General features: G+C 46.5%; 19 protein-coding genes. 16 read left to right on the top strand and 3 right to left on the bottom strand.

Annotation, left to right across the window (positions count from 1 at the left end):
* The first annotated feature begins 51 nt into the window (after positions 1–51).
* Positions 52–504 carry a GNAT family N-acetyltransferase gene (locus tag D328_RS0121670; RefSeq protein ID WP_018887145.1) on the top strand — a complete coding sequence of 151 codons (453 nt, stop codon included), beginning with the start codon at positions 52–54 and terminating at the stop codon, positions 502–504.
* Positions 505–724: 220 nt separating this feature from the next.
* Positions 725–1,543 carry an alpha/beta fold hydrolase gene (locus D328_RS0121665; protein WP_018887144.1) on the top strand — a complete coding sequence of 273 codons (819 nt, stop codon included), beginning with the start codon at positions 725–727 and terminating at the stop codon, positions 1,541–1,543.
* Between the two features lie 133 nt (positions 1,544–1,676).
* Here D328_RS0121665 and D328_RS0121660 read toward each other — a convergent pair whose 3' ends face one another.
* Together D328_RS0121660 and D328_RS0121655 are read right to left on the bottom strand one after the other, a co-directional pair.
* Complete coding sequence (locus tag D328_RS0121660) at positions 1,677–2,609, bottom strand: ArsR/SmtB family transcription factor (RefSeq protein WP_018887143.1); 933 nt, start codon at positions 2,607–2,609, stop codon at positions 1,677–1,679.
* 198 nt (positions 2,610–2,807) lie between these two features.
* Complete coding sequence (locus D328_RS0121655) at positions 2,808–3,695, bottom strand: hypothetical protein (protein WP_018887142.1); 888 nt, start codon at positions 3,693–3,695, stop codon at positions 2,808–2,810.
* 259 nt (positions 3,696–3,954) lie between these two features.
* On the opposite strand from D328_RS0121655, the gene D328_RS0121650 reads away from it, so the two are divergent.
* The 10 genes from D328_RS0121650 to D328_RS0121605 all read left to right on the top strand — a co-directional run bounded on the left by D328_RS0121650 (position 3,955) and on the right by D328_RS0121605 (position 13,191).
* On the top strand, positions 3,955–4,356 hold the full coding sequence (locus D328_RS0121650) for a GNAT family N-acetyltransferase (RefSeq protein WP_018887141.1): 402 nt from the start codon (positions 3,955–3,957) through the stop codon (positions 4,354–4,356).
* 133 nt (positions 4,357–4,489) lie between these two features.
* Positions 4,490–5,122 (top strand): NAD(P)-dependent oxidoreductase, encoded by a 633-nt coding sequence (locus tag D328_RS0121645; protein WP_025678227.1) that lies wholly within the window; start codon positions 4,490–4,492, stop codon positions 5,120–5,122.
* Positions 5,123–5,249: 127 nt separating this feature from the next.
* On the top strand, positions 5,250–7,028 hold the full coding sequence (locus tag D328_RS0121640) for a bifunctional ADP-dependent NAD(P)H-hydrate dehydratase/NAD(P)H-hydrate epimerase (protein ID WP_018887139.1): 1,779 nt from the start codon (positions 5,250–5,252) through the stop codon (positions 7,026–7,028).
* Between the two features lie 213 nt (positions 7,029–7,241).
* Positions 7,242–8,579, top strand: a complete 1,338-nt coding sequence (locus tag D328_RS0121635) for a helix-turn-helix domain-containing protein (protein ID WP_018887138.1) — start codon at positions 7,242–7,244, stop codon at positions 8,577–8,579.
* Positions 8,580–8,690: 111 nt separating this feature from the next.
* Positions 8,691–8,876, top strand: a complete 186-nt coding sequence (locus D328_RS0121630; RefSeq protein ID WP_018887137.1) for an aspartyl-phosphate phosphatase Spo0E family protein — start codon at positions 8,691–8,693, stop codon at positions 8,874–8,876.
* A gap of 202 nt (positions 8,877–9,078) precedes the next feature.
* Positions 9,079–9,795: a hypothetical protein gene (locus tag D328_RS0121625; protein ID WP_018887136.1), complete on the top strand. Its 717-nt coding sequence runs from the start codon at positions 9,079–9,081 to the stop codon at positions 9,793–9,795.
* A 150-nt stretch (positions 9,796–9,945) separates the two neighbouring features.
* Positions 9,946–10,305, top strand: a complete 360-nt coding sequence (locus D328_RS30430) for a hypothetical protein (protein ID WP_169445813.1) — start codon at positions 9,946–9,948, stop codon at positions 10,303–10,305.
* A 337-nt stretch (positions 10,306–10,642) separates the two neighbouring features.
* Entirely contained in the window at positions 10,643–10,996 is a 354-nt protein-coding gene (locus tag D328_RS0121615; protein WP_018887134.1) for a hypothetical protein, read from the top strand.
* 487 nt (positions 10,997–11,483) lie between these two features.
* On the top strand, positions 11,484–12,131 hold the full coding sequence (locus D328_RS0121610) for a hypothetical protein (protein ID WP_018887133.1): 648 nt from the start codon (positions 11,484–11,486) through the stop codon (positions 12,129–12,131).
* Positions 12,132–12,399: 268 nt separating this feature from the next.
* Positions 12,400–13,191: an HAD hydrolase-like protein gene (locus D328_RS0121605; RefSeq protein ID WP_018887132.1), complete on the top strand. Its 792-nt coding sequence runs from the start codon at positions 12,400–12,402 to the stop codon at positions 13,189–13,191.
* Between the two features lie 86 nt (positions 13,192–13,277).
* Here the strand turns inward: D328_RS0121605 and D328_RS0121600 are convergent, their stop codons facing one another.
* The gene (locus D328_RS0121600; RefSeq protein ID WP_018887131.1) at positions 13,278–14,039 is read right to left on the bottom strand and encodes an AraC family transcriptional regulator; all 762 of its coding nucleotides are present in this window, start codon (positions 14,037–14,039) and stop codon (positions 13,278–13,280) included.
* Between the two features lie 271 nt (positions 14,040–14,310).
* On the opposite strand from D328_RS0121600, the gene D328_RS0121595 reads away from it, so the two are divergent.
* From D328_RS0121595 to D328_RS0121580, 4 genes are all read left to right on the top strand, one after another.
* Complete coding sequence (locus tag D328_RS0121595; RefSeq protein ID WP_018887130.1) at positions 14,311–15,438, top strand: BMP family ABC transporter substrate-binding protein; 1,128 nt, start codon at positions 14,311–14,313, stop codon at positions 15,436–15,438.
* 343 nt (positions 15,439–15,781) lie between these two features.
* Positions 15,782–17,347 (top strand): ABC transporter ATP-binding protein, encoded by a 1,566-nt coding sequence (locus D328_RS0121590; RefSeq protein WP_025676753.1) that lies wholly within the window; start codon positions 15,782–15,784, stop codon positions 17,345–17,347.
* Positions 17,335–18,384, top strand: coding sequence for an ABC transporter permease (locus tag D328_RS0121585; protein WP_018887128.1), 1,050 nt, complete (start codon positions 17,335–17,337; stop codon positions 18,382–18,384). The genes D328_RS0121590 and D328_RS0121585 overlap by 13 nt, the downstream gene beginning before the upstream one ends.
* Positions 18,377–19,312, top strand: a complete 936-nt coding sequence (locus D328_RS0121580) for an ABC transporter permease (RefSeq protein WP_018887127.1) — start codon at positions 18,377–18,379, stop codon at positions 19,310–19,312. Before D328_RS0121585 ends, D328_RS0121580 begins: the two co-directional genes overlap by 8 nt.
* Positions 19,313–19,319: the final 7 nt, after the last annotated feature.

Here is a 19,319-nt window from a genome sequence, read left to right as displayed (position 1 = left end):
CTCACTTATGATAGAATGCATGTTAACTTTGCTCTCTTAAGAGGAGGTAACATGATTCATTTTAGAATAGCTACAGTAGATGATCTGTATAAAATTGTTGAAATGCTTGCGGACGACGAACTGGGCAGAATGAGAGAACGCTTCGAGACTCCCCTTCCGGACAGCTATGTAAGAGCGTTTGAGGCCATTGATTCAGATCCAAATAATGAACTGATTGTGTCCTGCCTGAATGAAGAGATTGTTGGCGTTCTACAACTTACGTTTACTCCTTATATTACTCATCAAGGTAGCTGGAGAGCTACGATTGAAGGGGTGCGGACGGCTTCTTCAGTAAGAGGAGAAGGCATTGGGAGCCAATTGATTCGATGGGCGATAGAGCGCGCCAAAGAGCGAGGCTGTCATATGGTCCAGCTAACGACAGATAAAAAACGAGATGATGCGTTGCGTTTTTATGAGCGTTTAGGCTTTACGGCGACACATGAAGGGCTGAAAATGAAGCTGTAATGCTTGTCTCATACTCTATTTTTTGTGGACAGCTATGAGGCGGGAAAGAGAGTTAATGAAGACAAAGGCGATGCTAAGCGCGGATGTATAAAAGTCTAGTCTGACAAAGAGGCTCTTCCACTGGGAAGGGTCTTTGTCATCGCTACGGGTGCGCAGTAGATTTTTCTTTAGAGTAAGCAGTGTAAGTATAGTATAAATAGCTCAATTTGGAGGAGTCTGAATGCCGTATTGTAAAGTCAAGAATGCCAATATATATTACGAGGAAATGGGTGAAGGCAGACCGATCATAATGATCCACGGCTTCACACCAGACCATCGGTTAATGAGTGGGTGCATGGAGCCCATATTTGAAAAAAAATCCGGTTGGCGCCGTATCTATCTTGACCTGCCTGGAATGGGACTGACACAGGATTACGATCAAATCAATAATTCAGATGATATGCTGGAAGCAGTAGTCGATTTTATCGAGACACTTATTCCGAACCAAGATTATCTTATAGCAGGTGAATCGTACGGTGGATATATCACAAGAGGGGTAATTAATAGACATAGAGATCGTATTGGTGGTGCTGCGCTAATTTGTCCATTAATTATTCCTGAGCATAAGAGAAGAATCGTTCCCGAACATGTTGTTATTTATTATGATCGTGAGTTCATGGATACTTTAAGCGAAGAGCAAAGAAGTGATTTTAGCGCAAATCAAGTTGTTCTCAATGAATATAATTGGAAAAGGTATTCTAATGAGATCGTGGCAGGCTGTAAAATCGCTGATTATGATTTTCTTAGCAAAATCCAGAGAAACTATGGATTCTCTACTAATATAGATGAATTCATTTTCGATAAACCAACCGTATTTGCTCTCGGTCGCCAAGATGCAGTCGTTGGTTATAACGATGCTTTTGGCATTTTAGATACATATCCTAGAGCAACCTTTGCCGTTCTGGACCGAGCAGGCCATAATCTTCAGATTGAACAGGCTATATTGTTTGAGTCACTTATCAGTGAGTGGCTTGAGAGAGTACAAGAGTGTGGATGCTAGCTTTATTTGAATCTAGATAGGTATGAACAAGAGACGTTTAATTCAACGAAACAGCGACAGTCTAGGACATTATGTTCTCGTCCTTTACTGTCGCTGTTTCGATTACTCGGGTTATCAGTTGATCCTCTAATACTTAGAGACCTTCTCTTGCTGCCGAGTTCAGTAGCTTGTAGTACAGTCGGAAGATGATATCCTGATTGTAGTTCCCGAATCCCGAGCCGAATAAGGTTACACCACCAACATGTCTTGATTCCTCCAGCACAGCGATGCGGAAGGTCCACTGCTTGTTCTCGATGCCTACCTGCTGTATGCCTACGTCAGAGATTTGTTTGCCATCAATGAAGGTGCCTTCGGCAGTAATTCGAAGCCGTTTGAGCAAGCCGTATTGGTTGACAGTATCGGGCCACCAGCCTGGTGTATACTTACCGCGACTGTCTCCGAAATCCCCTGGGCTGGTCCAGGTCCCCAACTGAACATCATTCAGGAAGAAGGTAATGTCCGAAGGCCAGTTGTTGTTCGTAGAGGGGGCTTCGGAGGAGAGCTCCAGAGAAATCTCCAGTTCCTCAGGCTGCTCGCTGGAGAGGAGGAAATTGGGGATCTTGTAGTCGATATAGCCTTTACCGAACCAGAGAATTTTAGCATTGACCCGCTCTGCATCCAGAAAGTAACGAGGCTCGTCGTACTCACCAATAACGCTGTCGACAGTAGCCAGCCCGCAGGTGGGCTCGATCTTGAAATCGGCATAATGACCAACGGAAATCTCGGTATGATGATATTGACGCACCTCTTGCTGCTGTCCGGGGAGCGTAATCTCAATCTTGTCTGCGGCGAGGCTGCACACCTTCTGCACGCCGCCACGACCTGGCTGCATACGAGTGGAGATCAGGCCAGCCTTCTCCAGCTTCTTGACATGCATGGTCATAATGGCGCTGCTCAGTGTCAGTGCATCTGCCAGTTCACGGATATTCATCGGCTTGTTCGCCAACAGTTGTATAATCTTCAATCGGACTTCACTGGCTAATGCTTCGTACACCGGAAGAGATTTTTCTGAGATATCGAGTTCCATGGGCGCTCCTCACTTGTAAATTCTATATCGTTTACATATGTGTATATTATTTATATTTTTACTAACTATAATACGATGATTTGTCCCCGGTTACAAGCCTAATCCTCGGCCTGTCTCCGGGGACAGACCGGATGACAACATAAGATGAATGTGCTGGATCATCATTAGCACTACTTTGTAATCGGACAAAAGGCGAGGCTATTGGCTCGTGTTACCGGCATCAGTAGATGTGCCCTTAGGGGTCTCAGGGTCTTCATCCGACTGACCTGCATAAGGGCGGTTACTGCGGGACCGCCCACGAGTGAAGCGGAAGCCGAGGGCGAACATCAGGAGCTGTGCAGCCAGAATATAAGGGGAGGCTCCGAGCCCCAGCCACTGTAGCAAAGCCATGCCAGCGATAAGAAACGATACAATGCTGGCCGGGATATGAGACGCTGTCACATCCAGGCCATTCTGGCGCCGAAGGCTGAGCAGGCGGTAAACACACAGGATGGCCAGTAGGCCAGATAGGAGCTGCATCCAGAGCAAGCTGTGCTCCCACGGGGTAGCCGTATCTTCGAGTGTTAACCATTGACGCAGCATCCGCCAGATCAGCCAAAGAATGCCGATGAGTGCCGCTGGACCGAGACCCGGGCGCAGCATACTCCACCAAGCCGTTCCCCATCCGGGGGCATGCGTCTCTTGCAGCAGCATTCGCCGTTCGTCGATTAGCTTGTTCATTTCTCGTTCTATTGATCTATGCAGTAGCGAGATATGCGAGCTGTCCGCCTGCTCTAGACAATCCTGAATCTCCTCCTGCAGATAGGGTGTTAGATAGGGAGCTGCCTTGGCTTTCTCCAAAGCCCGGACAAGACTGCTGTTCGGCTCACCTCGTCTTGAGCCTTCCCTTACGCATGCCAAGGCTCCAGCAAGCTCGCCGTATATGTATAATGATTCCTGAAGCTCGTCCAGCCTGCTACGACGAGATAGTCGCAATTGCGCAGTGCTGTGCGCATACAGCCACACCACGAGGACGCCGGTCCAGGTGAACGCCAGCATGACGAAGAGTTCAATCCAATTCCAGTTCATAGGCTCCGCTGGGGACAACGCCGGTCCCTCCTTTCCTTAATAATTACACTATTGCATAACCCCGATATACATTTCAAGAAAGATGCCAAAAATCCTCAGCTCGAAACGGAAGACTATGCTTCGAGGATCATTAGTAAGGTGTTAAATACAGTTCTTTATTCATATAAACGCGCAAGATCTGGAGACAAACACTGTATTGGGTCGTGCTTGTGATTTAATTTTGTATAATACTGTTACAATGAGTAAGATAAGCGAGCGCGGAAGGAGAATGGTACAGATGGAGATCAGATATGAGAGACCTGCTGCTGAAGAGTACCTATCACTGCGCGGAGAAGCTGGACTATCCGTGTTCAGCCTGGAAGCAGCGGAGAAGGGACTTGCCAATAGTCTGTTCGCGGTAACGCTCCGTGAGGCGGAACAATTGATCGGAATGGGGCGAGTAAGCGGGGATGGAGGATGCTTCTTCCTGGTCACCGATATTGCTGTTAAGCCGTCAGAGCAGGGCAAGGGCTACGGCAAGCTTATAATGGGTGAGATTATGAAATTCCTGGAGCGTGAAGTCCCCTCAGGAAGCTTCGCCAATCTCTTTGCAGATGTCCCTGCTAACCGACTGTATGAGCAATTCGGCTTCCGGCTGACGAGCCCCGTCTCGGAGGGAATGTACTGGAGGAAGCCTTGAAGGAGTAAGATGGCGAGAAATACGTTTAGCCAGGGCAGAGTAAGGATAAGTAATAACATAAGATGTGTATTCACCAGAATGATCAGCTGTATGAGACAAGAACTTCATTAGAAAAGGGGAAATACATGTGCAAATGAACATTATCGTATTTGGAGCTACAGGAAGAGTTGGACAAGCCATCGTGAAGGAGCTGCTGAAGCGGAAGCATCAGGTTACTGCGGCCGTGCGGGATGTGCAGCGCTTGGGCGGGCTGACTGGAGATGTGAAGGTCGTGGAGGTCGATCTGTTGTCGCTGGCTGACGTGACTGAAGCGGCACGAGGTCATGAGTTGATCATTAGTGCATACGGGCCACGCTTCGGGGCCGAGGATGAGCTGGTCGAGGTGGCTCGCATCCTGATTGAGGCAGCCAAGAAGGCTCAGGTACCACGGATATTGGTTGTAGGTGGAGCAGGTAGCCTGAAGACGGGCAGCGGGGAGCTGCTGATGGATACGCTGGAGTTCCCAGAGGAGGCACGTCCGCTGGCTCTAGCTCATGCTGAGGCGTTCACAGTCATCTCCCAAGCTGATGTGATTTGGACGTATTTTAGCCCTGCTGCGGTCATTAAGCCAGGCCTTCGCACTGGGAATTTTCGCATAGGCACAGACTGGCTCGTCACCGATGAGCTCGGTTACAGTCGTATTTCCATTGAGGATTACGCGGTTGCTCTCGTAGATGAGGCGGAGGAAGCAGAATTCGTCAATGCCAGGTTCACGGTTGGGTACTAGAAGCTTGATCAGATCAAATTTGAGCGTAAATGTAAGGATGCTGCAAGCGGGGAGCCCTGTCGCCCCCGGTTAAGGTTGATGCTCTTTCGAAGGAAATGGATTAGCTGATGAAGGGAGGGGAGTAATAGTGGAGATTGTAACTGCTGAAGAAATGAGAACGATTGATCGTTATGCCATTGATGAGCTCGGTATTCCAGTAGCTAGCCTGATGGAGAACGCTGGACGAGTGGTAGCGGAAGAGGTGCTGCGATACTGCTGGGATCGTGCTGGGGAAAAGCCAGCCTGTACGAGAGGCAGCAACTCGGAGAGTGAGCACGGGATAGCGCTGTATGGGCATGCTGCACAAAGCCGTAAATCTGGTAATATGCGTAGCAATGCCCAAAATGCTGTGCGGGACCATGCACAGGACCATGCTATAGAGGTCGATTTGACGGAGGATGCTGCTCTTCTCTCAGCTGAGCATTGGCTCATTCTCACAGGCAAAGGCAATAACGGGGGCGATGGCCTGGTAGCGGCTCGTCATCTGCAGGACGCTGGTATCCGCGTTACGATCGTATATGCCGACGCCCCCTCACAGCTACGGGCCGAGGCTGCAGAGCAGTGCAATATTGTAGAGGCATTGGGTATTCCTGCTCTGGTGTGGGGAGAGGATCGAGTGGAATGGGAGCATGCCACCGGAATCGTTGATGCGTTGCTTGGCACGGGAACCTCGGGTGCGCCACGCTCGCATTATGCATTCTTGATTCAGGCTGCGAACGATAGTGGCTTGCCCATTGTGGCGGTGGATATTCCTAGTGGGCTGGATGCTGATACTGGTGAGACGCACGATCCTTGCATCCGTGCCAGTCTGACCGTGGCACTGGCTTGTCTCAAGCGTGGGTTAACGCAATACCCCGGTGCAGAATATGCCGGCAAGATAGTCGTTCGCTATATTGGCATTCCCGTCAGTGCCATACGGAGGCAGGATGTGCAGGTTCAGCTTCTGACCGAAGCCTTGTTAGAGCAGCGGCTAGGGGTTGATATTCGCCGTAGCAGGCAGGCCGATGGTCATAAAGGCACTTACGGTCATGTGCTGGTAGTCGGTGGGACTCTGGCGATGAGTGGAGCGGGATTAATGACCTCAAGAGCTGCGCTGCGAATCGGTTGTGGCCTGGTGACCTGGGCGTTGCCTGCGGCGCTGCTTCCACATATGATCGGTGCTGTGCCCGAACTGATGCTGAGAGGCGTGTCTGGTAATCAAGCTATTGGTAAAGGCAAGACGGATCGTGACCAGCTATCTAGCAGTGAAGATGGTCTTGAGGATGGTTGGAGTGCGTACACCGTACAATCCTTGCTGGAACTAGCAGTTCAGCGGGATGTAGTCGCTATCGGTCCGGGTCTTGGCAGGTTCAGTGGAGATACAGACTGGCTGCGACAGTTGTGGGAGGGGATAGAGGCTCCGTTGGTCTTGGACGCTGACGCCCTGAATATCCTGACAGATGCAGGCGATGAAGCATTATCGTGGTCCAGACCGAATGGTGGACCTGTAATTCTGACCCCGCATCCCGGTGAAATGTCCAGGCTACTCGGGGTGCCTACGAAGGAGCTTCAACGTGACCGAATCAATGCTGCTATGCAGTATGCTCGTACAAGACGAGTAACACTGGTCTTAAAGGGAGCGCGTACCGTCGTAGCTACTTCTGATGGACAGGTATACGTCAATACTACAGGGCATGCAGGTATGGCAACAGCTGGTGCTGGAGACGTCCTGACCGGAATCATTGCAGGACTGCTCGCGCAGGGCTTGAACCCTACGCAGGCAGCTACATTTGGTGTGAGACTCCATGGTCTGGCGGGTTCACAGGCAGCTGCGCATCGGATGAATGCAGCTTCTGTGATTGCTGGTGATATTATTGAAGCACTCTAGTAGAAGCTTCGGATGAGTGTTGGTGTATGGTTCCATTGATTCGAGGCAGTGATAATTGAAAGTTAATCCGGAGTTGTTGAAGTCCTCATATTTGTAGAGGGCTTCTTTTTTGTTGGGAATTTTAAACAAATTCATATTGACCACTGTTGAATTATGATGTGTAATGTAATTACATCCTATTTTTGGATTTTATGAGAGGAGGTGTATGGTTGGGTGACTCCGATTCGTGATATTGTGGCTGATTACATGCACAAGAATGATTATAGAATCGCACAATTCGCCGACTATTCAGGCATGAACCCTGGTACGCTCAGTCGGTTAATCCAGGGGATCAAGCCTATTTCCTTTAAGCAGCTTGTGCAGATTACACAGGGGATGGGGCTGTCAGAGGATTACTTCTTCGATCGCTATGTTCATGAGTGTGTCGCTACTCCCTCATTACGTAGAATTCGTCCATTCATACTGAGATGTGCCAAGCTCGAACGTTTTGACTGTATAGAGCGGCTAGTATTTGAATTGCTTGAGGACAACTCTTATGTATCTGCTATGTTTGAAATAGCCGAGGAATTATATGCAGATAAACTGTTACAAGCCGCTAAGTTCATCTATCTTCGGGTTAGTGAAGCGGAGAAGTACCAGCACTCTGAACGTCTGGCGCTGTGCCGATATCGTCTCTTTGTCATTTCATTAGGTACGGATCTGGAAGCCAACTATCGGGCCGCCATGGTATTTGAGGATTATGTTGACCGGCTGGATGAGATGGATCAATTGGATGCGTTGAAGCATTTGATTAATGTTTTTATGGCAGTACATCACTTGACGCGTGTAGATGAGCTTGCAAAAAAATTGCTCCAATTAGCAAACAATATATATTTTTATATGTCTGAAAATAGGGATGCGAAGGAAGCGGATTATCCAATATTTTATTATATTCTTTATGCATGGCTTGCGCTGTCGACGGTTTGTGAGGGAAATCAAAACTATGCTGCTGCCCTTGAATACGTAGCTCTGTATAGTTCTGCTGACTCTTGGGTCAAAGAGGATAGTGAGCGGGCGATCTGGCACGTAAACCAATTTAAAGAATGGGGAAAAGCTAATTCACTTTTATATAAAATGAATATGGGGAATGCCGAAGCCTTGCATGAATACGCTGATTACATAGCTGACCATCCTAATGAGATTTTTTATGCACTTGGTTTCATTGTCAAAGCAGCTAATCAATTTTCATATGATATCGACAGCATTTTAGAGCGATTTAATTCTTATGTCCCAATTAATCCTACGGAATATAAACATGCATACTATAAAGATTACATTATGGCTGAGAGATATGTTCAGTTTTTGACTGACCTAGTCGATTATCGAACAAAAAAAGATTCGAATGATGCAATATTATTGATCTTGGAAGCATTGCGGTTATCTATTGATATACGTAGCGTTCGTTACATGGCTAGTTGTATGGCCTTATTTGAGAAGTATCGAGAATGGTCAAGTCCGCAATCTGTAGAGGTTTTTGAAAGTTTAAAGAGTGAGGTATACCAGATTATTTAGAAGAGGCTAGGGGCTCTAAGTAAGCCTTTTTTTGCTATTTTGTCTTTTAAGTCACAGTAGCTGTTTTGACAAAAAAAGTTAAGCTTCTATAAAGAAGGAGGTGTACTGATCATGCCAAGCAAGATGTTCTTTGCTCGTATACGCATCGAACGAGAGCGAATAAAACTGCATAAGATGACTGCGCAGCACTCTATTCATCATCCCAAGGTCATAGCCCAATCTGTGAAGCTTGATGAACTAATGAATTACTATCAGAAGCTTGGCGATGGGACAAGAAGAATTAAATCAATTGTATAGACAGGCGGAGAAGGGCGAGTAGTACTTTGGCCGGGTTCACTCACCCTCTACTTTTCACAGCGAAACTATGCAATGTTCCACAAGAATGTGCCGAATGATGTCTATGAGGCAAATTCCGGTATATTTGTAGTCAACAGAGAGTTGGATTTTGGATGGAACAAGATTCTGATTATTTTGTGGTGAAAATAAGGAGGAATTATTAGTGAAAAAATTGCTACTTAAAATTCCATTTATATTAATCCCGATTTTATTAATACTCTGTATGGTGCCATTAGGACAAGCATCTGCAAGTATTAGTAATGAATCGTATATGGTAGAACAGCAATATAATAATAATCAAATGAAGTTAGATGTCACTGAAGCTGTTTATGGCTTAGATGATCGTGAAGATCTGTATAACCTCGAAGGTCTAATCGAACCTTATGCAGAAATCGGTCCTAAATATCCAGGTACCTCAGTAGCAATGAGAATAGGCGATGTGTTATATTCAACAAAAACATTTGGGAGTACAACGCAAATTGTCGGTCATGTCGGTATTGTAAATTCAAATTTCAAAGTAGTTCACGTAACTCCAGCAGTTAATGGTGGGAAAGTTGATAATTTTTCAGATTATTTAGATCGGCATGACCCAGGCGAAACCATCAGAGTATATCGCCCAAGAGATGGACGGGGGGTAGAAGCTGCTAGATGGGCTACTTACAACTATACTCGGGTTACTAATTATTTTATAAATCCCGTTGCCTTAATGGGAACGATTTCGCCGAATTACTGTTCAAAGTTTATATGGCAGGCTTTCTATTATGGAGAAGGAATTGATCTCTTTGGAGGAGGGAATTTCCCCCACCTCCCTGGTTTTGTAACACCCTCTAATGTAATTAGTTCCAAATATTTAAGTTATCAAGTATCTTTTAGAATATAATTATTCTAAGTACATCTCCGGTATAAGTATCTCTCCTCCTTAAATATAAATCTATATCGATTGAGAGGTGATGATATGCTGTCATTAGTTATTGTATTATTTCTTATATTTTGTGGGACATACATCCTATTAAAAATCCTGAGTGTCTCCATGAAGCGTTGGAAATCCCATAAGAAGGATGAAGTAAGTAAAAAAGAGAACATCCTATTAAGAGTACCGTCGCTTACTGCTCTGATCATCATTACTGTGATTGCTTTAGGAATGTATATCCAACTACAAATGAAATATACCCAGCTTGAAGACAGCCTAAGAGAACATCTCATTCGTGTAGAGGGATACAGTCCATCCGAGATTGTCAGTATCGAAGCTAAACTTAGTAAAATGCCTAAATACCCTGTCTATGTTAAATTTGTTGATGATCCAGACATCATATATATATATACAGATCGAAATTCTAATCAGTGGATTCAATTAGACTCCATAAATGCTCAGCGGTTGAAAAGTCAATAAATTAATAATTTGTAAGAGCCCAATCTAAAAGTCAAGTGTTGATTTTTAGTCTGGGCTCTCTTTTCGTTAGTTTTTTTGACCAAAGTTGGCGATATAAATCTATAGATGTTGACTCTACAAGTTTGCCCGTAAATTATAAGAGCTTTGGAAATGGAGTTACTTATACTCATCTTAATAATCCAGCAGCACCAGCCGGTGTACTATATGTAGGTAATATGTCAATTCCAACAAACGTAGATCGCGTTAGAATTGCTCATAACCTTCTTCAGGCGTTCTCGATGAATAGTGCTTCATGGATTAGCGTAGGTCAAATTGGGTCAGGAGTTGATATAAACTAATGAATATACATGTGATTCAGGCAGTGGACTTCACATTTGAGACATCTACTATTAAGGCCAAAAATGCAATTCTATTTATTTCTGAAAAGCACAATATAACCTTTACAACTCACCAAAGTTATTTGGATACAAAGAATATGATTAGTAAGGCTGATCATGTCATCGTTTCAAACGAATGGAGCCCTCATGCGTATATTGATTTTGCAATAGCCATTGAATTAAATAAGAGAGTAGTTGTAATTAACGAGCCAGAGCGGATAGAAAGTCCTCTATTCCCTTATTATAAAGATGTGACTTTTGAGATATCTTCTGAAACGTCATTTATTGAATATCTAAACAATTTAGAAGACTGACGGATTATTAATCTAAGTGCGGATTTGCGACGCTATATTCAATTTATACTGATTAGCCTTTCGTTTATGTATGTTAGTCCTTATTTGGCAAAGCCACTGAAATCATTTTGTGATAAAACTCGCATTAACATTCATATACTCACGATATTATATTTTATCGTTTATGTTTTTGTGCTGTAATGATTTTCGTTTTGTTGACAGTGAGACAGAACTGATTCAACCTCTTAGATTGATATAAAATAGGCTCCAGGCTTTAATTAGTCTGGAGTTTTCCTTTACCTTTTTGAGGACGGATTATCAATCGAATGTTCAGAAAGTTCGAAGAGAAAACATAAATACATGGATGTAACTTTCATTAAATATAAGTCTAACAACAAAAAAACGTATATAAATTATTGTTAAAAAAGTAACGAAATAACTCAACCACAGACGTTTGATATCAATAATGTGAAAGCAAAATACTAAAAATTGATACGGAGGGAACGAAATGAGGAATATTATTAGACTAATAATATGTGCAACTGCAATGCTGTCTCTGGTTGCTTGTACTCCCGTGAATATTGATGATAGTACGAGTCAGGGAGAGCTGTCGACTGTTCTTGTGAGACAGGATTTTCCCCACTACAAGAGCATAGACTCTTTGTCAGAAAAAGCAGATGTTATTATTAAAGGCAGGGTCATTAAGTCACGAGTTGAAGCACTTAATGATGTAATTTATTCAACATCTGTAGACGAAAAAATGAATCCTGGAGGTGAATTACCCGAAGAAAAAACGAATTATACCATCTACACCATCGAAATTGTAGATTCTCTCAAAGGTAATTCCAAGCCTGGCGATACAATTGAAGTAAAGCAACTTGGAGGAGAGGTGGGGAATATAGAGTTTATATCTGAAGAAAATATAGATATTTTGACTGGAAATGACTATATTTTATTCTTAGCTACCTATGAAAACACACCTGCAAGTCTCTTGAACTCTGTTCAAAGCTTATTTATATATGGGGAGACATCAGAAGAAGGAGCAAGTACACAGAAAGTGGAAGAATCCAACATTACAAGTGCCAATCCGGAGAATGATTTGGTTCTTCGTTTAAATGATCTAGATGAAATCAAGAGTAAATATATATTGGATTAATGCTATATAGCACACTACCAAATAGCCCAAGCCGATCACATAGGCAATCGGCTTGGGGCGAGTAACGCTTTGGCCGGGTTCACTCGCCCTATCATTATAGTTGAGATTAAGAAACAGCTACAAGCGGCGTTTTAGACATGAACTTAAAATCCATTGAATTTTGCATATTGTTAACCTCCTACAGCATCTCTTCTTACACTCATCATATACGATGGAGTGCAACAGCTCTTGAAGTAATACAAGGCAGCGTGGAAGAGAGGCGAAGGGCATGATACAAGCGGTGGTGTTCAATCTGGAAAGCACAATGCTGGACCCCGAAGGACTTCGATTATCGCAAGGCATGGCCGACATTTTTCGCTGGATGGGGGTCCAGGTCGGGCTTACGGATATCAGGCGTGGACGGGGGTTGCCCCTACGAGAGCATATCGCCCATATTTTGCAGCTTGCTGAAGTGCGAAGGAACTGGGTGAATCATTATGGACATGAGCCTGGGCTTAAGGATGTAGAGCATATTTACAACGAGCTGCTGCCGATGCTGCAATCCATGCTGCATGGTACGGCCCCGGCGAAGGGATTGAATCTGGCGTTACAGGAGATACGAGAGCGGCGTATCCAGTGTGGTGCAACTTCTGCTCTTTCGCTTGAGATGCTGAGTACGGTCCCTGGTCATGTGTTTAATACATTGGGACTGGATTGCATGGTGACGCCTTGTGAGGTGAGCAATGGTCGCCCTTATCCGTGGATGCTGTATGAGACGGCCCACCGTATGCAGGTATATCCACTTAGCGACGTAGTTAAGGTAGGAGATACGGTTATAGACATGCAAGAGGGCAGAAATGCCGGGGTATGGACGATCGGGGTGCTGAATCGAAATGAGGAGCCTGCCGCTGCGGATGGAACGTCAGCTCCAACCCCATTCGACAAGGAAGAGCGGCGTCGTGAGGCAGCGTACAATCTGAAGCGTGCTGGTGCACATCTCATCATTGATTCATTATCTGATCTGCCCTATATGCTACGAGAGATTGAACTGCTACAGCATACCGGAGGATATCCAGCGTAATCAATGAAATAACTTATATCAGCGTTAAATAAAAAAGAACCTTCATTTCCACACACTCAAGTGGTTATGAAGGTTCTTTTGCGTGGTCACATACTCTTAATTTGCAGGCTTTTGCGGTAGGACCGTGGAGTCGTTCCCGTCTCTCTCTTGAACATGTTGCAAAATTGAGCATCATTCACGAAGCCAGCTTCGGCCGAGATCTCGGAGATGGACATCTGTGTGCTAGCCAGCAGGTGTTTGGAGTAATCCAGACGCTTGATCAGCAAGTATCTAGAAGGAGCTGTACCATAGCGCTCTTTGAACAAATGTCGAAAACGATCATAGCTGTAACCAGACATATCAGCCAGCATATCGACGGATAGACGCTGTTTGAAATGCTCATCAATATGAGCGAGTACATACTGTAGCCGATCTCCAGAGAACAAGGGATTTCGCTTGCTTGTCCCTCGTTGTAGCAGATGCAACAACATATGATGAAGACGATCATTCAGATGCTGCTGAAAGCCCTCTCGACGTCTTGTATATTCGGTGCTCAGCTCCTGCATATAGCTGCGGATACTGTGCTCCTTGTCATCCCGATGCATACCCTGAAGCTCCGTAGCCTTGGACCTAGCTGTCTGAAACCCGATGAACAGCACCTCGGCATCCTCGCGGTGGTCTTCGTCATGCTGCTGTAACGGAGGGATCAAGGCATAAGAGCCAGCTTGAAAATGGTAGCTATGCTCTCCGATCGTCGAGGTCCCTTTGCCCTTGAGATAATAGATCAGCTCATAGCATTCATGATGATGAGGGATAATATGTGTGAATCTGGCATGTTCCGCTCTGACAACATACAGAACTTGATCCATAATCGCCCTCCCCGAAATTTCGACATTTAGCCGAATCGTACAAAAACATGGCCGAAATCATATAAATATCATGGCTGAATTTTGTTATGATCATACTCACAAACGAAAGTTAACTGTTGTTATCCATTGTTACGTTCGGTTTTTGATAATGAAACATTGCAATATGGTTCAAGTTGGCACATCTGATTCACAATTTGTTAGAAAGACCTGATGTACAAGTATGACAGATCATCAATGATTTTAACAACAAACAGGGGTGTGAGTAAAGAAAATGAAGAAGAATGCATTGGTAATGTGTATGTTGGCTGTGCTGCTGCTGCTGTCCGCCTGTGGAGGAACGAAAGGAACATCTGAAGGAACGGGCACAAATGGTGCTGACGGTGGTAGTGAACAGGGTGACCGTTTGAAGGTCGTGCTGCTGATTCCAGGCACGCTGGGAGATAAATCATTCTTCGACGCAGCCAATCATGGTCTGGAAATGGTCAAAACGGAGCTGGACGCCGAGACCAAGGTGATTGAGATGGGTACGGACAAGACGAAGTGGGAGCCTACGTTTAATGATATTGCGGCTGAGGATTGGAACATCGTCATTTCCGGTGGTTCCGAGATCACGGAGATGTTCAATGCGACAGCCGAACTGTATCCTGACAAGACTTTTATCAACTATGACACCGACATCGAGGATGCACCTGCCAATGTCTACAACATGTCTTATTCTACGAATGAAGTCTCCTTCCTGGCGGGAGCTGTTGCTGCGTTGGCCACGAAATCGGACATGCCACAGGCTAATGAAGACAACGTAATCGGTTTCCTGGGCGGTATGGATATTCCAGGCATCAACGCCTTTCTCGTAGGCTATATTCAGGGAGCCAAATATGTGGACCCTGACATCAAGGTCGCTGTATCGTATGCAGGTGATTTTGTAAATCCAGCCAAAGGAAAAGAGCTGTCGCTCATTCAATATAATTCCGGTGTGGATGTGATCTTTAACGTAGCCGGTGGTACTGGCCTTGGCATCTTTGATGCGGCAAAAGAGAAATCGAAGTATGCCATTGGCGTGGATTCTGACCAAGCGGCACTATTGAAAGATACAGACAGTGAGAAAGCGAATCTCATTATCACCTCTGCGATCAAGAAGATTGACACAGCCATCCTTGAAGCGGTGACCAAAGCTAAGGAAGGTACGCTGGAGACGGGCAAACGTGAAGTGTTAGGATTCGTCGAGAACGGTGTAGGGATTGCCGAGAATGATATTTACAAGGAAGTGTTCCCAGCCGAGTTGCAGACTCAGGTAGAGGACATCAAGAAGAAGCTCATGAACAAAGAGATCACAGTAGCGAATGCAATGGGCATGGAGACTTCTGAGATCGAAGAGATCCGCAACAGTGTCAAGCCATAAGCCCGCTAACTGAAAGAGGTTGTGTCGTTTTTTCATAGTCTACTATCTTGACCCAATAAGATTTCGGGTGTTAATGATCTGCGGAGATCGTAGTTAGCGGAAAGCGGGGAAGCCCTAGAGAAACGGAGTGTCCACCTTTAAGCCGGCTGTTCATCAGCTTTTCAATTTCATTGGAAAGAACAGCAAGCTTAACAGTGGTCGACAGGGCTCCCCGCTTGCAGCGGCTCTACACTCACACACGGGAATTGATCTGGTACAGCTGGAAAGTGTAGTCATGCTATTTGATGCATTTTTCGGCTGTATATTTTTTGTGCACATTTGCTGTAGAGAGGAGTTGCCTACCATGCCCGGCGCGCTGCTGGAAATGAGAAACATTACGAAGGTATACCCGAATGGGGTCGTGGCTAACAAGAACATACAGTTCTCTCTGCAGGAGGGCGAGATTCATGCCATTGCTGGTGAGAACGGTGCAGGCAAGTCCACCTTGATGAAGATGATGTTCGGGATGGAGGAGCCGAGTGAAGGCGAGATTCTGCTAAAAGGTCAGCAGGTGAAGCTGGGCAATCCGCAGGATGCTATAGCGCTGGGTATTGGTATGGTGCATCAGCATTTCATGCTGGTACCGTCTTTTACAGTTGCAGAGAATATGGTGCTTGGAATGGAGCCAAGGCGAGGGGTCGGCATTCACTATGCGGAGGCCGTGCGTATGACGAAGGAGACGGCCCAGAAGTACAACCTGACAGTGAATCCCGAAGCGAAGGTCGAGGATCTGAGTGTGGGAATGAAGCAGAAGGTGGAGATTCTCAAAGCGCTGCTTCGTGGCGCAGAAATTCTCATTCTGGATGAGCCTACGGCTGTATTGACGCCCCAAGAGACGGAGGAGCTGTTCCGGGAGCTCAAGCAGCTGAAGGAGAAGGGCCATACGATCGTGTTCATCTCGCACAAGCTGAAGGAAGTGAAGGAGATCTGTGATCGGATCACGATTCTGCGGGGTGGACGTACAGAGGGTGTATTCAACATAGCGGATGTCAGTGAGCAGGAAATCTCACGCCTGATGGTCGGACGGGATGTCGTGCTGAAGTATGATAAGACGCGCCCGAGCTATGGTGACCCTGTACTATCGGTACAGGGACTTGGAGCTGTTGATCATGAAGGAAAAACTCTGCTGTCGGATATTAGCTTTCATGTCCGTGCCGGTGAGATCGTGGGCATCGCCGGAGTCGAAGGTAACGGACAAGCGCAGTTGATCGAAGCTCTGACTGGAAGACTGCATAACATTCAGGCCGTAGGAGAGGTTGCCGTAAAAGGTAGAAGCATCAACACTCAGGGCATTCATGATATTCGTAAGCTGGGTGTCTCCTACATTCCGGAGGATCGGAATCGGCAGGGTGCCGCGAGTGAAGCCAGCATTGCGGATAATCTGATCTCTACCCAGTACCGTTCGAAGAATTTGAATAAAGGCTTGTTCCTGAGCATGTCATCTGTTCACAAGCTGGCACGCTCACTGATTGAGGAATTCAAGGTGCGATGCTCAGGCCCCACGCAGCAGATTGGTATGCTGTCTGGTGGTAATATGCAAAAGGTAGTCGTTGCCCGGGAGTGCTCGACCGGACCTGATCTGCTGATTGCGGAGCAACCGACGCGTGGCGTAGATATCGGAGCAGCCCAATTCATCCATCAGAAGCTACTGGAGCTGCGAGATGGAGGCTGTGCCGTCGTGCTCGTCTCGGCGGATCTGAATGAGATCCTCGAAATGAGTGATACGCTGCTCGTATTGTACGATGGCAAGATTGTTGCACGGCTAGAGTCACCAGCCAGTGTCAGTGAAGAGGAGCTTGGCCTCTACATGCTAGGTATTCAACGTCAGCAGGAGCAAGTGAGTAAGGAGGCTTCCCCATGTTCCGATTGAAGTATTTTGAAGTATTGCGAACCTCAGCGGTCATTCTGATTGCGCTTGCTATCGCATTCATTATTATTTCTTTGGTAAGCAGCCAGCCTGTAGAGACGATTCGCATCTTTCTGTTCGAGCCGCTATCAACGGTGAGCAGAATGGGAAATGTAGTCGAAATGGCCATTCCACTCATGTTCACGGGGCTGTCGGTATCGCTCTTGTTCAAGACGAATATGTTCAACCTTGGAGCAGAGGGCATTTTTTACATTTCCGGCATAGTCGCTGCGATTCTGGCTATTCACCTGAGCATGAACGGAATTCTGCACCCGATTATTGCTATTGCTGCAGGCTCTATTACGGGGGCGCTCATCTCGGCCATACCGGGCTACCTGAAGGCCAAATGGAACGCGAATGAGCTGGTTACCTCTCTGATGTTCAATAGCATTTTATTCGGGATCGGCTTGTACCTGCTGAATTATCATCTACGCGATGCCAAGGCCTTCTCGAATGTATCCTACAAATTTGCTCAGACAGCCCAGCTAGACAAAATTGTACCAGGCACCCGCCTGCATACCGGGCTGATTATTGTGTTAGTGCTCATCGTAGCTGCCCACTTCTTCATGTACCGGACCCGTTGGGGGTATGAGCTGCGTATGACGGGGGCTAACCGTGAGTTCGCCGGCTACTCTGGCATGAAGACAGCCAAGGTGATCATTGTCGTGCATTTGATTGCAGGCTTCATCGCTGGAATGGGCGGTTCTGTAGAGGTGCTGGGTATGTATAATCGCTTCCAATGGACTGCGCTGCCAGGATACGGGCTTGATGGCGCACTTGTAGCCATGCTTGCCAAGAATAACCCGCTGTCCGTTATCGGAGCGGCACTCTTTCTGGCCTATATTCGAATTGGTGCTGATCTGATGGCTCGCCTGTCGGACGTGCCTTCCGAGATGATTTCGATTATTCAGGCTGTCATTATCCTGCTGATCTCGGCAGAGCAGTTCCTCAAATTCTGGAAGAATCGGATGCTGCTGAAGGAGGCCAAGCTTCATGAATAGTCTGTTGAACGTAATTCTTACGACGGATTTTGCATTTTCGGTGCTGCGGGTGACGACGCCGATCCTGTTCGCTGCGCTTGGTGCCTTGATCTCCAATCGTGCGGGCATCATCAACATCGGTATGGAAGGCATCATGCTGGTATCAGCGCTAGCTGGGGTTGTTGTTAGCTCTTATACAAGCAGTGCCTGGATAGGCTTGCTGGGTGCCGTCCTTTCTGGTACAGCGATTGCCGGGCTGCTAGCTTTCTTCACTCTCAAGTTCAAGACGCATATTATTCTGGGCGGGGTTGCTATCAATATGTTCGCATCAGGGGGAACTGTATTCCTGCTGTACCTGCTGAGCGGTGATAAAGGCTCATCCACCTCCTTGCCCAGCAAGGTGCTGCCCAGCCTGGATATTCCCCTGCTTAATCAGGTGCCGGTGCTCGGCCCCATCCTGTCAGGGCACCATATTCTGACCTATGTCTCTATATTGGCAGTCATCGCCGTCTATTATCTGCTGAAGCGCACGCCGCTGGGACTGCAGATTCGCTCGGTTGGCGAGAATCCACACGCAGCGCAATCCGTCGGAGTCAGCGTGGTGAAGATTCAATATGCGGCCTTGCTGCTGAGTGGTTTTTTCGCCAGTCTGGGAGGAGCTTACATGTCGATGGGGTACCTGTCCCTGTTCACTCGGGATATGATTGCCGGACGGGGCTGGATTGCGATCGCGGCTGAGTCCATGGGACGGAGCACGACAGTAGGTACAGCTTTGACCTCGCTGCTCTTCGGTGCCGCAGAAGCGTTAGCCAATGCACTGCAGGTGCTCAAGATCCCAGCCGAGCTGATCGGTACCCTTCCATATGTAGCTACCGTCATCGGGCTGATCGTCTATGCGATTGCAGAGACACGCAAGAAGCGTCGTAAGCTGGCACAAAAAACGAACTGAGGAGAGG

Source organism: Paenibacillus massiliensis 2301065 = DSM 16942 (assembly GCF_000377505.1).
In the GTDB taxonomy this organism is placed as follows: Bacteria; Bacillota; Bacilli; order Paenibacillales; family Paenibacillaceae; genus Paenibacillus; species Paenibacillus massiliensis.
This window is presented reverse-complemented; position numbering and strand designations above follow the sequence as displayed.

What these genes read in the sequence shown, in the direction of transcription:
- D328_RS0121665 (WP_018887144.1), top strand. Translation starts at nt 725, where the DNA reads ATGCCGTATTGTAAAGTCAAGAATGCCAATATATATTACGAGGAAATG.
- D328_RS0121610 (WP_018887133.1), top strand. Translation starts at nt 11,484, where the DNA reads ATGAGGAATATTATTAGACTAATAATATGTGCAACTGCAATGCTGTCT.
- D328_RS0121650 (WP_018887141.1), top strand. Translation starts at nt 3,955, where the DNA reads ATGGAGATCAGATATGAGAGACCTGCTGCTGAAGAGTACCTATCACTG.
- D328_RS0121645 (WP_025678227.1), top strand. Translation starts at nt 4,490, where the DNA reads ATGAACATTATCGTATTTGGAGCTACAGGAAGAGTTGGACAAGCCATC.
- D328_RS0121590 (WP_025676753.1), top strand. Translation starts at nt 15,782, where the DNA reads ATGCCCGGCGCGCTGCTGGAAATGAGAAACATTACGAAGGTATACCCG.
- D328_RS30430 (WP_169445813.1), top strand. Translation starts at nt 9,946, where the DNA reads ATGAAGCGTTGGAAATCCCATAAGAAGGATGAAGTAAGTAAAAAAGAG.
- D328_RS0121615 (WP_018887134.1), top strand. Translation starts at nt 10,643, where the DNA reads ATGAATATACATGTGATTCAGGCAGTGGACTTCACATTTGAGACATCT.
- D328_RS0121670 (WP_018887145.1), top strand. Translation starts at nt 52, where the DNA reads ATGATTCATTTTAGAATAGCTACAGTAGATGATCTGTATAAAATTGTT.
- D328_RS0121595 (WP_018887130.1), top strand. Translation starts at nt 14,311, where the DNA reads ATGAAGAAGAATGCATTGGTAATGTGTATGTTGGCTGTGCTGCTGCTG.
- D328_RS0121600 (WP_018887131.1), bottom strand. Translation starts at nt 14,039, where the DNA reads ATGGATCAAGTTCTGTATGTTGTCAGAGCGGAACATGCCAGATTCACA.
- D328_RS0121580 (WP_018887127.1), top strand. Translation starts at nt 18,377, where the DNA reads ATGAATAGTCTGTTGAACGTAATTCTTACGACGGATTTTGCATTTTCG.
- D328_RS0121605 (WP_018887132.1), top strand. Translation starts at nt 12,400, where the DNA reads ATGATACAAGCGGTGGTGTTCAATCTGGAAAGCACAATGCTGGACCCC.
- D328_RS0121630 (WP_018887137.1), top strand. Translation starts at nt 8,691, where the DNA reads ATGCCAAGCAAGATGTTCTTTGCTCGTATACGCATCGAACGAGAGCGA.
- D328_RS0121660 (WP_018887143.1), bottom strand. Translation starts at nt 2,609, where the DNA reads ATGGAACTCGATATCTCAGAAAAATCTCTTCCGGTGTACGAAGCATTA.
- D328_RS0121585 (WP_018887128.1), top strand. Translation starts at nt 17,335, where the DNA reads ATGTTCCGATTGAAGTATTTTGAAGTATTGCGAACCTCAGCGGTCATT.